Source organism: Pseudonocardia sulfidoxydans NBRC 16205, from assembly GCF_007989085.1.
In the GTDB taxonomy this organism is placed as follows: Bacteria; Actinomycetota; Actinomycetes; order Mycobacteriales; family Pseudonocardiaceae; genus Pseudonocardia; species Pseudonocardia sulfidoxydans.
In genome coordinates this window covers 107,634-121,554 of record NZ_BJVJ01000006.1, presented here as the reverse complement: position 1 = coordinate 121,554, position 13,921 = coordinate 107,634, and the positions used below count along the sequence as shown (strand labels likewise).

At 74.3% G+C, this 13,921-nt stretch carries 13 protein-coding genes; 8 read left to right on the top strand and 5 right to left on the bottom strand.

The window, feature by feature from the left end; all coding sequences use genetic code 11:
* Positions 1 to 52: 52 nt before the first annotated feature.
* From hemL to PSU4_RS05415, 7 genes are all read left to right on the top strand, one after another.
* Positions 53 to 1,366, top strand: coding sequence for a glutamate-1-semialdehyde 2,1-aminomutase (hemL, locus tag PSU4_RS05445; protein ID WP_147103012.1), 1,314 nt, complete (start codon positions 53 to 55; stop codon positions 1,364 to 1,366).
* Entirely contained in the window at positions 1,363 to 2,001 is a 639-nt protein-coding gene (locus PSU4_RS05440; RefSeq protein ID WP_147103011.1) for a histidine phosphatase family protein, read from the top strand. The genes hemL and PSU4_RS05440 overlap by 4 nt, the downstream gene beginning before the upstream one ends.
* On the top strand, positions 1,998 to 2,591 hold the full coding sequence (locus PSU4_RS05435) for a TlpA family protein disulfide reductase (RefSeq protein WP_147103009.1): 594 nt from the start codon (positions 1,998 to 2,000) through the stop codon (positions 2,589 to 2,591). The genes PSU4_RS05440 and PSU4_RS05435 overlap by 4 nt, the downstream gene beginning before the upstream one ends.
* Positions 2,592 to 2,675: 84 nt before the next feature.
* Positions 2,676 to 3,461, top strand: a complete 786-nt coding sequence (locus PSU4_RS05430; protein ID WP_147103007.1) for a cytochrome c biogenesis CcdA family protein — start codon at positions 2,676 to 2,678, stop codon at positions 3,459 to 3,461.
* The gene (gene resB, locus PSU4_RS05425) at positions 3,461 to 5,200 is read left to right on the top strand and encodes a cytochrome c biogenesis protein ResB (RefSeq protein ID WP_147103005.1); all 1,740 of its coding nucleotides are present in this window, start codon (positions 3,461 to 3,463) and stop codon (positions 5,198 to 5,200) included. Before PSU4_RS05430 ends, resB begins: the two co-directional genes overlap by 1 nt.
* Positions 5,200 to 6,150 (top strand): c-type cytochrome biogenesis protein CcsB, encoded by a 951-nt coding sequence (gene ccsB / locus PSU4_RS05420; protein ID WP_147103003.1) that lies wholly within the window; start codon positions 5,200 to 5,202, stop codon positions 6,148 to 6,150. Before resB ends, ccsB begins: the two co-directional genes overlap by 1 nt.
* Before the next feature lie 1,692 nt (positions 6,151 to 7,842).
* Entirely contained in the window at positions 7,843 to 9,129 is a 1,287-nt protein-coding gene (locus PSU4_RS05415; protein ID WP_246114950.1) for a MinD/ParA family ATP-binding protein, read from the top strand.
* Between the two features lie 14 nt (positions 9,130 to 9,143).
* Here PSU4_RS05415 and PSU4_RS05410 read toward each other — a convergent pair whose 3' ends face one another.
* Both PSU4_RS05410 and PSU4_RS05405 read right to left on the bottom strand, forming a co-directional pair.
* Positions 9,144 to 9,386: a hypothetical protein gene (locus PSU4_RS05410; RefSeq protein ID WP_307724773.1), complete on the bottom strand. Its 243-nt coding sequence runs from the start codon at positions 9,384 to 9,386 to the stop codon at positions 9,144 to 9,146.
* A 133-nt stretch (positions 9,387 to 9,519) separates the two neighbouring features.
* The gene (locus tag PSU4_RS05405) at positions 9,520 to 9,732 is read right to left on the bottom strand and encodes a BldC family transcriptional regulator (RefSeq protein ID WP_147103001.1); all 213 of its coding nucleotides are present in this window, start codon (positions 9,730 to 9,732) and stop codon (positions 9,520 to 9,522) included.
* A 246-nt stretch (positions 9,733 to 9,978) separates the two neighbouring features.
* Here PSU4_RS05405 and PSU4_RS05400 point away from each other — a divergent pair, with 246 nt between their 5' ends.
* On the top strand, positions 9,979 to 10,344 hold the full coding sequence (locus tag PSU4_RS05400) for a DUF4229 domain-containing protein (RefSeq protein WP_147102999.1): 366 nt from the start codon (positions 9,979 to 9,981) through the stop codon (positions 10,342 to 10,344).
* On the opposite strand, the gene PSU4_RS05395 is transcribed toward PSU4_RS05400, so the two are convergent.
* From PSU4_RS05395 to menE, 3 genes are all read right to left on the bottom strand, one after another.
* Entirely contained in the window at positions 10,300 to 11,181 is an 882-nt protein-coding gene (locus PSU4_RS05395) for a 1,4-dihydroxy-2-naphthoate polyprenyltransferase (RefSeq protein ID WP_147102997.1), read from the bottom strand. The genes PSU4_RS05400 and PSU4_RS05395 overlap by 45 nt on opposite strands.
* Before the next feature lie 10 nt (positions 11,182 to 11,191).
* Positions 11,192 to 12,460 (bottom strand): DUF8814 domain-containing protein, encoded by a 1,269-nt coding sequence (locus tag PSU4_RS05390; RefSeq protein WP_147102991.1) that lies wholly within the window; start codon positions 12,458 to 12,460, stop codon positions 11,192 to 11,194.
* 151 nt (positions 12,461 to 12,611) lie between these two features.
* A complete protein-coding gene (gene menE, locus PSU4_RS05385; RefSeq protein WP_186816754.1) occupies positions 12,612 to 13,769 on the bottom strand; it encodes an o-succinylbenzoate--CoA ligase in 1,158 nt (385 codons plus the stop codon).
* Between the last annotated feature and the right edge of the window lie 152 nt (positions 13,770 to 13,921).

The following is a 13,921-nucleotide window of genomic DNA, read 5'->3' as shown; positions in this document are numbered from 1 at the left end:
ATTCCGGAGGGGCCGCCCGCACACCGTGCGGGCGGCTGCCAGACTGGAGGTCGTGAGTTCGTCGACGCACGCTGCCCAGGTCTCCGAGGTCTCGGCCCGCTTGTTCGAGCGGGCGGGAGCCGCCATCCCCGGTGGGGTCAACTCGCCGGTGCGGGCGTTCAACGCCGTGGGCGGGACGCCGCGGTTCATGGTGTCCGCGCAGGGCCCCTGGCTGACCGACGCCGACGGCAACCGCTACGTCGACCTGGTGTCGTCGTGGGGGCCGATGATCCTGGGGCATGCGCACCCGCAGGTCGTCGAGGCGGTGCAGGCCGCGGCCGCGGGCGGACTGTCGTTCGGCGCTCCGACACCGTCGGAGGTCGAGCTGGCGGAGGAGATCATCGGCCGGGTCGCGCCGGTGGAGCAGGTGCGGCTGGTCAACTCCGGCACCGAGGCGACGATGAGCGCCATCCGGCTGGCGCGGGGCATCACGGGGCGCGCGGCCGTCGTCAAGTTCGCGGGGTGCTACCACGGCCACGTGGACGCGTTGCTGGCCGAGGCGGGCTCGGGTGTGGCGACACTGGGGCTGCCGACGAGCCCGGGCGTCACCGGTGCGCAGGCGGCCGACACGATCGTTCTGCCCTACAACGACATCGAGGCCGTCCGCGAGGTGTTCGCGGCCCGCGGCGCCGAGATCGCGTGCGTGATCACCGAGCCGGCGGCGGGCAACATGGGTGCGGTCGCGCCCGTCGAGGGCTTCAACGAGGGCCTGCGCACGGTGACCCGGGAGCACGGTGCGTTGCTGATCATGGACGAGGTCATGACCGGGTTCCGGGTCAGTCCGTCGGGCTGGCACGGCGTCGACGGTGTGGCCGGTGACTTGTACACGTTCGGCAAGGTCATGTCGGGCGGGCTGCCCGCGGCGGCGTTCGGCGGGTCGCGTGAGCACATGTCGTTCCTGGCGCCGGCCGGGCCGGTCTACCAGGCGGGCACGCTGTCGGGGAATCCCGTCGCCGTCGCTGCGGGGCTCGCGACGTTGCGGCTGGCCGACGCGGAGGTCTACCGCGCGCTCGACGCCAACGCCCGGCGTCTCGGCGGGCTGATCGGCGACGCGCTCACCGCGGCCGGGGTCGCCCATCGAGTGCAGTTCGCGGGGAACCTGCTGTCGGTGTTCTTCAGCGAGGACCGTGTCGTCGACTACACGACCGCGAAGGCCGCGCAGACCCACCGGTTCGCGCCGTTCTTCCACGCCCTGCTCGAACGGGGCGTCTACCCCCCGCCGAGCGCGTTCGAGGCCTGGTTCGTCTCCGCGGCGCTCGACGACGACGCGTTCGCCGTCATCGCCGACGCCCTGCCCGCGGCCGCCGCGGCGGCGGCCGCGGCATGAGCGGACAGCAGCGCACGCTCGTCCACATGCTCCGCCACGGCGAGGTGCACAACCCGGAGGGCATCCTCTACGGGCGCCTGCCGGGCTACCACCTGGCCGAGCGCGGCCGGGCCCAGGCCGAGACCGTCGCGAAGACGTTGGTGGACAACGACATCGCGGTCGTCGTCGCCTCCCCGCTGCTGCGGGCGCAGGAGACGGCCGCGCCGATCGCGGCTGCGCACGGCGTCGAGATCGTCACCGACGACGGGCTCATCGAGTCGGAGAACCGGTTCGAGGGCACGAAGTTCGGGGTGGGCGACGGGGCGCTGCGCCGGCCCGCGAACTGGCCGCTGATGCGTGACCCGTTCAGGCCGTCGTGGGGCGAGCCGTACCTGCGGATCGCGCACCGCATGCTCGGCGCCGCGCACCACGCCCGGGAGCTGGCCGTGGGTCGCGAGGCCGTGTGCGTGTCGCACCAGCTGCCGATCTGGACGTTGCGCCGCTACCTGCTGGGGCAGCGGCTCTGGCACGACCCGCGCCGCCGGCAGTGCGCGCTCGCGTCGTTGACGACGCTGGAGTTCACCGGATCGGAGCTCACCGGCCTGCGCTACAGCGAGCCCGCCGGATCGAGCGACCCCACCGTGACCGGCGCATGAGACGGCTCCTCCCCGCGCTGGCGGCGCTGCTCGCGGTGCTGGTCGTCGCCGGCTGCGGCACCACCGGCAAGGACGCGGTCGTGACCGGCCAGGAGTTCCAGTTCGTCGCCCCCGGCGGGAAGACGACGATCCTGTACGACCCGCCGTCGTCGCGTGCCGCGCTGCCCGCGCTGAGCGGGGAGAGCCTGCTGGAGCAGGGGAAGACCATCGGTACCGACGACTACAAGGGCAAGGTGCTCGTCGTCAACATCTGGGGTTCGTGGTGTGGGCCGTGCCGGGCGGAGGCGCCCGACCTGGAGTTCTCGCTCGAGCAGACGGCGGGCCAGGGCGTCGACATGCTGGGGATCGACGTGCGCGACGACCGTGCCGCCGCCACCGACTTCGTCCGCGATCGCGGCCTGAAGTACCAGTCGATCTTCGACCCGCCCGGGCGGACGCTGGCCGCGCTGTCGGGCTATCCGCGCAACACGGTGCCGTCGACGATCGTGCTCGACCGGCAGCACCGGGTCGCGGCGGTGTTCCTGACGCGGGTCCAGCCGAGCGACCTCGTCCCGCTGCTCATGCGGGTCGCCGCCGAGCCGCAGGCCTGACCCGGTGACCCCGGCCTCACACGCACTACACGCTGTAGAACCCGGTGGGGGAGCCGGGCACCCGCAGACATACCCTGATCGGTGATGGACGCGTCGACCGCCCTCGCGATATCGGGACCGCTGCTGGTCGCAGCGGCGGTCGCCGTGCTCGCCGGAGCGGTCAGCTTCGCCTCCCCGTGCGTGGTCCCGCTGGTCCCCGGCTACCTGGCCTACCTCGCGGGTCTCGTCGGCGCCGACATTCCGGCCACCACCCCCGCCGACGCGGGCGACCGCCGCGGCCGTCGCCGGGGCAGGTGGCGGGTCGCGGGCGCCGCGGCGTTGTTCGTCGCCGGGTTCACCGTCGTGTTCGGCGCGATCCTCGTCGGCGTCGTCTGGCTGTCCGACGCGCTCGTACGCAACATGGAGCTGCTGCAGCGCGTCGGTGGCGTCGTCATGATCGTGATGGGGTTGGCGTTCGTCGGGCTCGTGCCGGTGCTGCAGCGTGAACGCCGCGTGCACTGGGTGCCGCGCGCGGGCATCTGGGGCGCGCCCCTGCTCGGCGCGGTCTTCGGGCTCGGCTGGGTGCCCTGCATCGGGCCGACGCTGGCCGGGGTCGTCGCCGTCGCCGCGGGGACCGGGGGCGGGTCGCTGCGCGGTGTCGTCCTCACCCTCTCCTACTGCGCCGGTCTCGGGCTGCCGTTCGTGCTGATCGCGGTGGGTGCGTCGTCGGCCGTGCGTGCGCTGGGCTGGCTGCGCCGCCACACCCGCGGAATCCAGATCGCCGGTGGCGTGCTGCTCGTCGTCGTCGGGATCCTGCTGCTGTCCGGGGTGTGGAACGGGCTGCTCGTCGGCCTGCAGACCGCCGTCGCCGGATTCACCCCGGCCCTCTGATGTCCTCCCCGCCGACCGCGCCGCCCGAGGCCGCCGCCCCCGAGTCCGAGGGGCGGCCGCCGCGGCAGTCCGCCGCCCGCCGCGTGCTGGCGTTCCTGCGCAACACCTGGCGCGGCCTCACCAGCATGCGTACGGCGCTCATCCTGCTGTTCCTGCTGGCACTCGCGGCCCTGCCGGGCGCGCTGCTGCCGCAGCGTTCGCTCAACCAGCAGCTGGTCGACCAGTACTTCACCGACTACCCGACGCTCGCCCCGATCCTCGACAAGGGCGGCTTCTTCGACGTCTTCGCCACACCGTGGTTCGCGGCCATCTACCTGCTGCTGATGATCTCGCTCATCGGCTGCCTCGTGCCGCGCAACCTCGACTTCGCCCGCGCCATGCGCAGCGACCCCGTCGCCACCCCCCGCAACCTCGCCCGGCTGCCCCACCACGCCACCGCGACCCTCGACGAGGCGCCCGACGCCGTCCTCGCCCGTGTCCGCACCCTGCTGGGCGGCAACCGGTTCCGCGCCTGGCAGCGCGCCGAACGCGACGAGCCGGGCGGTGCCCGCACCGTGTCGGCGGAGAAGGGCCGGCTGCGCGAGGCCGGGAACCTCGTCTTCCACCTCAGCCTCGTCGGGCTGCTCGTCGGCCTCGCACTGGGCAAGCTGTTCGGCTACGAGGGCCAGGTCATCGTGCTGTCCGGCGGCAGCCAGTTCTGCAACTCCTCGATCCTCGGCTACGACTCCTTCCGCGCCGGGCTGCGCGTCGACGGCACCGAGCTCGCACCGTTCTGCGTCCGCGTCGACGACTTCGCCGCCGACTACCTGCCCAACGGCCAGCCCGACTCCTACCGCGCGCAGATCGGCTACCAGACGGCCGAGGACGTCGAGGCCGGCGACACCACCCGCTGGAGCTCCTACGACCTGCGGGTCAACCACCCCCTGCGTGTCGACGGCGCCCGCGTCTACCTGCTCGGCCACGGCTACGCGCCGCGGTTCACCGTCACCTGGCCCGACGGGCAGCAGCGCACCGGCCAGATCCAGTGGCGGCCCGTCGACATGACGACGATGCTCTCCGAGGGCGCCACCAAGTTCGAACGCCCCGGCGTCACCGACCCTGCGCAGCGCCAGAACAGCCAGCTCGCCGTCACCGGGCTGTTCGCGCCCACCAGCTCCGGCGGGCAGATCATCACCTCGGTCTACCCGGACCTGCGCAACCCGCAGGTCGCCGTCGACGTGCTGCGCGGCGACCTCGGCCTCGACGACGGTCGCGGCCAGTCGATCTTCAGCGTCGACCAGGCCCAGGTCGACTCCGGCGCGCTCACCCGCGTCGCCCGCGCCAACCTGCTGCCCGGCGAGTCGCTCACCCTCGACGACGGCACCCAGGTCCGCTTCGACGACGTCACCCCCTGGGTGTCACTGCAGGTCAGCCACGACCCCGGCCAGGAGACCGTGCTGATCTTCGCGATCCTGCTGCTCGCCGGGCTCGGCGTCTCGCTCGCCGTGAAACGCCGCCGCTTCTGGGTCCGCGTCGTGCCGGCGGGCGACGGCCGCACCGAGGTCCGCCTCGGCGGCCTCGCCCGCACCGACCAGGCCGGCTACGGCGAGGAGTTCGACCGGCTCCGCGCCGCGGTCCTCGGCGCCGCGAACGAGAGTCACCCGCCCCCGGAGCCGTCCGACCCGATCCACCGGCCAGAATCGTCCGGAACGCCGGAAACAGGCGAGCCGACCGGCCCCACCGACAGGGGAGACACCTGATGCCCATCGACCCGGTCCTCGCCGCGTACAGCGACGACCTCTACATCGGGGCCGTCGCCGTCTACGTGATCGCGATGTTCCTGCACGCGTTCGAGTTCGTCGGCAACCGCAAGCCGGTGCGGACCAAGACGTTGGTGGCGACGAGCGGTGGCGACGTCGCCGACGCCCCCGCCGCGGACGAGACCCCCGCCGCGCCCACCGGTCGCACCCGCTCGGACAAGTGCGGTCGGATGGGCGTCGCCGTCACGCTCGTCGGCCTGCTGCTGCACGTCGGCGCCATCGTGGCGCGCGGCATCGCCACCGAGCGCTGGCCGCTGGGCAACATGTACGAGTTCACCTCCGCCATCTGCCTCGCCGCCGTCGTCTGCTGGCTCGTGGTGCTGCGCCGCTCGCCGTCGCTGCGGCCCGTCGGCGCGTTCGTCCTCTCGCCCGTCCTGATCCTCATGTTCCTGGGCGGGACGGTCCTCTACGCCAACGCCGCGCCCGTCGTCCCCGCGCTGCAGTCCTACTGGCTCGCCATCCACGTGACCACTGTCACCATCGCATCGGGTCTGCTCATGGTCTCCGGTGTCGCCAGCATCCTGTACCTGCTGGTCAAGGCCGGGAAGACGGGAAAACTGGCCGCCAAGCTGCCGGGTGTCGACGCCCTCGACCGGCTCGCCTACCGCGTCACCGTCGTCGGCTTCCCCATCTACACCTTCGCGGTCATCGCGGGCGCCATCTGGGCCGAGTCGGCCTGGGGCCGGTTCTGGGGCTGGGACCCCAAGGAGACCGTCGCGTTCGTCGCCTGGGTCGTCTACGCCGCCTACCTGCACGCCCGTGCCACCTCGGGCTGGCGCACCACCGGCGCACCCTGGATCAACGTCGCCGGTTTCGTGACGATCGTCTTCAACCTCTTCTTCATCAACATGGTCGTGGCCGGGCTTCACTCGTATGCCGGGCTGAGCTGAGCCCGTCCCTCGACGTCACCTCGACCAGGGCGGCACGCGCGACTACCGTCGGTGCACGTGAGCAAGGCTGCGTCGGAGTACCCGGACGGTTCCGTGGGCCGCTATGTCCAGGAGCGCTGGGGGAAGATCTCCGGCGCGGCCGACGGGGCGCAACACGCTGTCGAACCCGACGACGAGGCCCCCACCGAGGACCAGCCCGCGTCCTCGTCCTCGTCCGAGGTCGAGCGTCCGGCCGACGTCCCACGTCCGGCCGCCGTTCCCGAGCGGTCGCGCCCGCGCGACGCCGACGGTCCTCGCGTGACCGAGGTGGCGCGGCCCGAGACCGCGTCCCCTCCCGACCGTGCAGCCGAGCGGACCGACGCATCCGCGCCGGGGCAGGGGACCTGGGGCAGCGCCATCCCCGACCATCCCGACGACGACCTCGAGTCCGAGATCGACCCGGTGACACCCGGGCACGGCGTGCCCACGGTCCGGCCCGGTGGCGCACTGGCCGCGCGGACCGGCACCCCCGAACCGGACCGCCCGGCGCCTCGCTGGGGCGGAACCACGGGCTCGGCCGCCGACCGTTCGAGCACGGACCGGGCGCCCGACCGCTGGGGAGCCGACCGCGACGCAGCACCTGCGGCCGACCGTGAGTCCACGGCCGGCGAGGGTGCGTCGGCCCACCTGCGGGCGGCACCGACGCACGCCGGGACAGACCGGGACGCGGCCGCAGCCCGGGTCGCCGCGGCCCGCCGCGCCGCCGAGGCCGCGCGGCTCGCCTCGACCCGGCGCCCACCGGCCTCCGCGCTGTCGGGCGGCGACGCCCGCAGTTCCCGCACCTTCGGCGGCACGACCCCGCGACCGACCGACACCGGGCCCGGCGAACCGTCGCGGCCCGCGGAACCGTCCCGACCTGCGGAGCCGTCCCGCCCTGCGGAACCGTCGCGGGCCGCCGAGCCGTCGCAGCCCGCGGAGCCGTCGCAGCCCGCGGAGCCGTCGCAGCCCGCGGAGCCGTCGCGGGCCGCCGAGCAGGAGCAGGCGACCGGCGCGGCCGACGTCCGTACGGACGCGGGGGCCGACCGGGTCGCCGCGTCGGCCCGTGCCGCGCAGGTCGCCCGCAGCACCGCCGACGCCCGCACCGCGTCCCACGAGGCCCCGGCCCGCCGCGGCGACGACCCCGCCGTCGACGCGGCCGTGGCCAGGGCCGTCGGCCGCCGCGCCGCCGACGACCCTGCCCGGGTCTCCGACGCGGGCCGCGAACCGGCGACCGAGCCGCAGCACCCCGGCGCCGCCGAGCCCGGTCCGATCGGGGACGACAGGACCACGGACACAGGCGCCGAGGGCGCCGCCGCACACTCCGCCGCCGCACAGTCCACCGCCGGGCAGTCCACCGCGGCGCAGCGGGCCGCTGCGGCGTGGTCGACCGGGTCCGGCGAGCCCGCTGCGCGGCCCGCGGACCGGCCGGGTGCACGACCCGCCCGGGACCCGGCCACCCCGCCGACCGGTACCGGCAAGACAGGCGCCGATGCGAGCGCTGCCAGGGCGAGCGAGCCGGTGCGCGAACGTGCGACGCCCGGCGCCGCGGAGGCGCCGGCCGTCGCCGCTGCGCCGGTGCGCCCCCCGGAGACGCCCGCCCCGGGCGTCCCCCGGACGGAGCCGCGCCGCGACGACACCCCGGCTCGCGGCGGCCGCCGCGCGGCGGGGCAGGACATGCCCGACGGCGCCGCCCGTCGCCACCCGCTGACCCCGCCCCGCGGCGCCGCGGCCACGGGAACTTCGACGAGCGGACCCGCCGCAGCGTCGGCACGGACCTCTGTCGACACCCCGCCGAACGGGTCCCGCCCCGCGGATCCCGCCGACGGGCCGTCCGGGCGCCGGGCGGGCCCCCAGGACCCGCCGCGACCGGACCCACGCAACGGGGGCTCGCGCGTCGAACAGTCGTGGCCCCCACCGCCGCCGCCCCCGTCGTGGCCGCGGCCGCCGCGGGAGGAGAACACCCGCCGCCCCGCAGGCTGGATCGAACCGGGCGCCGTGGCGGCCCAGGAGGCACAGCGCGCCCGCACCGGGCAGCAGGTGGACCTGGGTGGCGGCGACCTGTCGTCGGCCCGGCTGCTGCGCCCGAGCAAGCGGCCGCCGCAGTCGGGCTGGCGGCGTGCCGTGTACGTGTTGTCCGGCAAGCTGATCAACCCTGGTGAGAGCCCGCTCGACATCCGCCGCCGGGAGCTGACGGCACGGGTCAACCAGCCGCTGCTGGGCTGCTACAAGATCGCGATGCTCAGCCTGAAGGGTGGTGTCGGCAAGACGACGGTCACGGCGACGCTGGGGGCGACGTTCGCGTCGCTGCGTGGCGACCGTGTCGTGGCGGTCGACGCGAACCCGGACCGCGGCACGTTGAGCCAGAAGATCCCGCTGGAGACGACGGCGACGGTGCGTCACCTGCTGCGCGACGCGCAGCGGGTGCGCCGGTACACCGACGTGCGGGCCTACACGTCGCAGGGGACGTCACGGCTGGAGGTGCTGGCCAGCGAGCAGGACCCGGCGGTGTCGGAGGCGTTCAGCGAGGACGACTACCGGCGCACGGTGAACCTGCTGGAGCACTTCTACAACATCGTCCTGACCGACTGCGGCACCGGACTGATGCACTCCGCGATGTACGGGGTGCTGGGGATGGCCGACCAACTGATCATCGTGTCGTCGGGTTCGATCGACGGGGCGCGCAGCGCGTCGGCGACGATGGACTGGCTGGACGCTCACGGGCACACCGATCTCGTGGCCAACGCGGTGGCGGTCATCAACTGCGTGCATCGCTCGTCGGGAGGTGTGGATCTCGACCGGGTGGCGGAGCACTTCGCTCTGCGCTGCCGTGCCGTGGTGCGCATCCCGTTCGACGGGCACCTGGAGGAGGGCGCGGAGATCGATCTCGACCGGCTCCAGCCGACGACGCGGCTGGCGCTGCTGGAGCTGGCGGCGTCGGTTGCGGACGGGTTCCCGTCGTAGCGGGGGGATGGGCCTCAGGTCTGCTGGTCGCCCCGTGGTGGGTCCTCGCGGCGCTTGACGGTCTCGTCGAGCTGGCGGAGGAAGTCGGGGTCGTCGTCGGGGCCGGTGGCGCGGCGCTGCGGCGGACGGACGGGTGCCGACCGGGCGGGGCCGGGCACTCCGGTGCGATCGGGGGTCCGTTCGGTGTTCATCGCTCGCCACATCAGCAGCGCGATCACCGCGGCGCCGACGAACGCGACGAGAAAGACCAGCACCACCACCACCTCCTCCCACGAGACTAGCGGAGGACGGGCGAAGACCTCGTGAGAATCACGTGAGGTGGCCGGGCGACCGGCCGTGCGAAGCGACGCTCTGTCGGGCATCGCCTCGCACGGCCGGTCGGACGGTGGCTCAGTGCGGGATGGTCGCCTCGCTGGTGAGGTCGGCCAGCATGCCGCGGACCTCGGACTCGCGGAAGCGGCGGTGACCGCCGGGGGTGCGGATCGAACCGATCCGACCGGCGGACGCCCAACGCGTCACGGTCTTCGGGTCGACGCGGAACAGGGTCGCGACCTCGCCGGGGGTGAGCAGTCGCTCGCTCTGGTTCTGGGCCGGGGTGGACATTCGTACCTCCCACATTTCGTCGATTACCGCGCCATCGTGACACCTGGGATACCGGGTACTCGAACGGTTCTCGGGAAGTAAAGGGCTCTTAAAGGACTAATCGGACGTCAGGGACTGCCCGCGTCGAGGAGCCGTTCGGTCAACGCCCGGGGACGTCCCGGAGTTCCCGGGCGCGCGAGGCGCCGCGTCTGCGCAGGTCAGCGCGGGGTCGAACGAGCCGCCGCCGTGCGTCGTAGGCTCGGCCCCATGTCCACCCCCGCGCCCACGCCGCCGGAGGCCGGCGCCCCGGGCAACGGTCCCGGCCTCGCGAGCACCATCGCCCTTTACGCTGTGGCGAGAATCGCGGTCGTCGCCGTCGTCGCGGCCCTGCTGAGCCTCGCCGGAGTCCCGTTCCTGCTGTCACTGCTCATCGGTCTCGTGGTGGCACTGCCGCTGTCGATGGTGCTCTTCCGCGGGCTGCGCGCCCGCCTCGACGCGGCAGTCGAGGCCTCCCGGGCGCGCCGCGCCGACGTCCGCGCCCACCTGCGCGGTGACGACGGGCCGCCGCGCGACGTGGAGCGGGCACCGTCAGACGATGCGCCCCAGGGCGAGACCGACGGCCGTCGCGACTGACCAGACCAGCAGCACCACGCCCGTCTCCTGCAGGACCTTGACGAGCGCGCGGCCGTCGGCGCCCTGCAGGACGCGACGCACCGGCGGCACGGCCAGCGGCACGGCGAGCAGCCCCAGGAACATCGGCCAGCTGCGCGTCCCGGCGCCGACGGAGAGCACGAGCGGGACCAGGATCAGCCCGGCATAGAGCTTGCGGGTGTCGGCGTCGCCGAGCACCACCGCGAGGGTGCGTTTGCCGGTGCGGGCGTCGGTCGGGATGTCGCGCAGGTTGTTGGCGACGAGCACCGCGCACGTCAGCAGGCCGACGCCGACCGTCGCGACGATCGCGAGCGGGCTGGGCGCCCCGCTCTGTGTGACGACGGTGCCGAGCACGGCGACCGGTCCGAAGAACACGAAGACGGCGACCTCGCCGAGGCCCGCGTAGCCGTAGGGCTTCGTACCGCCGGTGTAGAACCAGGCGCCGAGGATGCAGACGGCGCCGACGACCAGCAGCCACCACTGCCCGCTGATCGCGACGAGCGCGAGGCCGGCGACGGCGGCGATGCCGAACCCGATGAACGCGGCCCGCTTCACCTGGGCGGGCGCCGCGGCCTTCGACCCGACGAGCCGCAGCGGGCCGACGCGGTCGTCGTCGGTGCCGCGGATGCCGTCGGAGTAGTCGTTGGCGTAGTTCACCGCGATGACGAGGCTCATCGCCACGACCAGGGCGAGCAGCGCCCTCCCGGGGGTGATGACGCCCGAGCCGAGCGCGGCACCGGTTCCGACGAGGACGGGGGAGATCGCTGTGGGGAGGGTCCGCGGACGGGCTCCCTCGATCCATTGCGCCGCTGTCGCCACGTCGTCGAATCTATCCGGCGGTGCCGCAGGCGTTCGCAGCCGTGGCGCCGGGGACGGCGCCGACGGGCAGGTACTGGCCCACGCCGATCTGCAGCCAGGCCCCGGTCAGGCACAGGATCGGCACGGCGGCACCGTCGGCGGCACCGCCCACGACGGCGGCGGTGTCGCTGGGGGCGGACCGGACCTCGACCGACCCGGTGTCGGCCGCGGCGTCGTCGGAGGCGGCGGTGTCGACCTTCGACAGCTTCGTCGACCCGGTCCACAGGTACTCGACGGTGACGGTCGCGTTGTCCTTGAGGCCGAGGTCGTCCCAGAAGACACCGTCGGCGAGGTCGATCCCGGCGGGGTTGAGCGCCTTGCGGCCGAACTGGTCCTTGCCGCCGTTGTAGCCGTCGCGGTAGGCGGCCTGCGCCTGCGGGACGCCCTGGGGCAGGTCGCCCCAGTTCTGCCGGATGTTGCCCGGGTTCCAGTAGTCGTCGCGGGTGTTCCAGGGCCCGATGTCCCACACGGGGGCGAAGGAGCAGCGGCCGTTGGAGGCGCAGACCTTCACCGAGTAGTCGTTGGTGTCGCGCGGCGAGAGCGCGCGCCGGGACGGGAGGGCGACGAACTTGTCGCGTTCGACGATGACGTGGCCGTTGGCGGTGGTGCCGCCGACGAGACCCTCGCGGGTGGCGAACACGCTGTAGCGCAGGGGCGCGGTCTCGGTGGTGGCGTCCTCCGCGCCCTCCGACACCGCGGTGGGGCGGGCGTCCTGCCGCAGCCCGTCGACGACCGGTTCGGCGCCGGGCGTTGCGGTGAGCACGAGCCTGCTCTGCACCTGCGACGTGGTCTCCGGCAGCTGTGCGGTGCTCTCGGTCGGCGAGCTCGCGGTGCTGGGGATCCACTCGGTCCAGCCGCCGTTGGCGCTGCGGCCGCGGACGTCGACGGTGACGTCGCTGCCCGGGGGCAGGTCGGCGTCGAGGGTGGAGTCGACCTGGTCGGTGGGCCGGGGCAGGGTGCGGGGTTCGAGCGTCAGGTAGCCGGTGGCCGCGTCCTCGCCTCCCTCGGCGCCGCGGGGGGACTGGGCGTCGCGAGGGGCCTGGTGGGCGGCGGCCGGATCGAGGACGACGCTGCCCGAGCCGGTGTCGACACCGGTGCCGTCGCCCGCCGCGAGGTCGGCGGTCCAGGAGGCGCTGCCCGCTCCCGTCGTCGACTCGGCCGCGACCGCCGGTGTCACGGTTCCGGCGACCAGCGCCGCCGTCACGGTGGCCAGCAGTGCAGCACGCAGTCCCGTTCGCATTCGACGTCCCCCCGACCCCGCTGACGGTCGTCAGCCGTGTGACTGGTGTGACGGCCGGTGTGCGTGTGCCGTCTGACGCGAAGCAGACCGGATGAATGCGGCGCGGTCAACCGACGGAGAGTGACGACCACCGAAGGTGTGGCGGCGATCGTCACCGGATCGGGGACGTCTGCTCCGTGGTCGTGGTTGCGCTGAGGAGTCGACGGACCTCGGCCCGGTCGGGTTTCCCGATGCCGCGCAAAGGGATCTCGCCGACGGCGAGCCAGCGGCGGGGAACGGCGGCCCGGCCGAGCTCGGCGCGGACGGCCGCCGCCACCCCGTCGCGCTCGAAGTCTCCGTCGGCCACGACCGCCGCCGCGACGACCGCGCCCCACTCGCCATCGGGCACGCCGACGACGCACACGTCCCGGACACCGGGCTGCGCGGACAGGACCCGCTCGACCGCAGCCGGCGCGACGTTCTCGCCCCCGGTGACGACGACGTCGTCGGCCCGGCCCAGGACCGTCAGCCTGCCGTCGTCGAGCCGCCCGAGGTCACCGGTGCGGAACCGGCCGCCCGCGAACGACTCCGCGGTGGCGGCGGGATCGCCGAGATAGCCGGCCGCGACCGTCGGGCCCCCCAGCAGGATGCGGCCGTCGTCGATGTCGACGGTCACGCCGTCGAGCGGGACGCCGTCGTAGACGCAGCCGCCCGCGGTCTCGCTCATGCCGTAGGTCGTGACGACGCGGACGCCCGCCTCCCGCGCCTGCTCGCGCAGCGCGGGATCGAGCGCGGCCCCGCCGACGAGCACGGCCGCGTACCCGCGCAGCGCGTCCAGCGGGCCGCTGCCCTCGCGGAGGACCCGGAGCAGCTGCGTCGGGACGAGGCTCGTGTACCGGCGGGCGCCGTGCGGCAGGCGGGCCGTCGTGCGGGCGAACCCGGCGGGCCGGAACCCGGCCCGGACGTCCTGGACCTGCGGCGGTGCTCCCGCGAGGAGCGCCCGCACGATCACCTGCACCCCCGCGACGTGCTCCGCGGGCAGCGGCAGGACCCAGCGCCCCGGACCGCCGAGACGCTCCTCGGTCGCGCGGGCCGACGCCGTGAGCGCCGCTGCGGTGAGCACGACGTGCTTCGGCTCGCCCGTGGAGCCCGACGTCGACACGACGACGGCCGCGCCCTCGGGGAGCTCGCCGGTGGGGCCCGGGGTGGGTGGGGCGTCGGCGGCGACCGGTCGGACGGCGGGTCCGGTCCCGTCGAGCGCCGCGGCCAGCGCGTCGGCGAGGGTGGCGACGGACCGGGGGGAGCCGTCGACGGGAACGGTGCGCAGCATCGTCCAACCCTGTCACGCACAACGTCCCCGGACGCGGGCGTGTGATCAGCGCTGTCGGGCAGCGCTGCTGACACGCTCGACGGCGGGCCCTGATCACGAACGTGTGATCAGCGCCGTGCGGGCGCGCTCACGACACGTTCGCCGGCCGGGGC

Coding starts and splice junctions, on each gene's coding strand:
- PSU4_RS05440 (WP_147103011.1), top strand. CDS start 1,363: ATGAGCGGACAGCAGCGCACGCTCGTCCACATGCTCCGCCACGGCGAG.
- PSU4_RS05435 (WP_147103009.1), top strand. CDS start 1,998: ATGAGACGGCTCCTCCCCGCGCTGGCGGCGCTGCTCGCGGTGCTGGTC.
- PSU4_RS05430 (WP_147103007.1), top strand. CDS start 2,676: ATGGACGCGTCGACCGCCCTCGCGATATCGGGACCGCTGCTGGTCGCA.
- resB (WP_147103005.1), top strand. CDS start 3,461: ATGTCCTCCCCGCCGACCGCGCCGCCCGAGGCCGCCGCCCCCGAGTCC.
- ccsB (WP_147103003.1), top strand. CDS start 5,200: ATGCCCATCGACCCGGTCCTCGCCGCGTACAGCGACGACCTCTACATC.
- PSU4_RS05415 (WP_246114950.1), top strand. CDS start 7,843: ATGCCCGACGGCGCCGCCCGTCGCCACCCGCTGACCCCGCCCCGCGGC.
- PSU4_RS05405 (WP_147103001.1), bottom strand. CDS start 9,732: ATGTCCACCCCGGCCCAGAACCAGAGCGAGCGACTGCTCACCCCCGGC.
- PSU4_RS05400 (WP_147102999.1), top strand. CDS start 9,979: ATGTCCACCCCCGCGCCCACGCCGCCGGAGGCCGGCGCCCCGGGCAAC.
- PSU4_RS05390 (WP_147102991.1), bottom strand. CDS start 12,460: ATGCGAACGGGACTGCGTGCTGCACTGCTGGCCACCGTGACGGCGGCG.
- menE (WP_186816754.1), bottom strand. CDS start 13,769: ATGCTGCGCACCGTTCCCGTCGACGGCTCCCCCCGGTCCGTCGCCACC.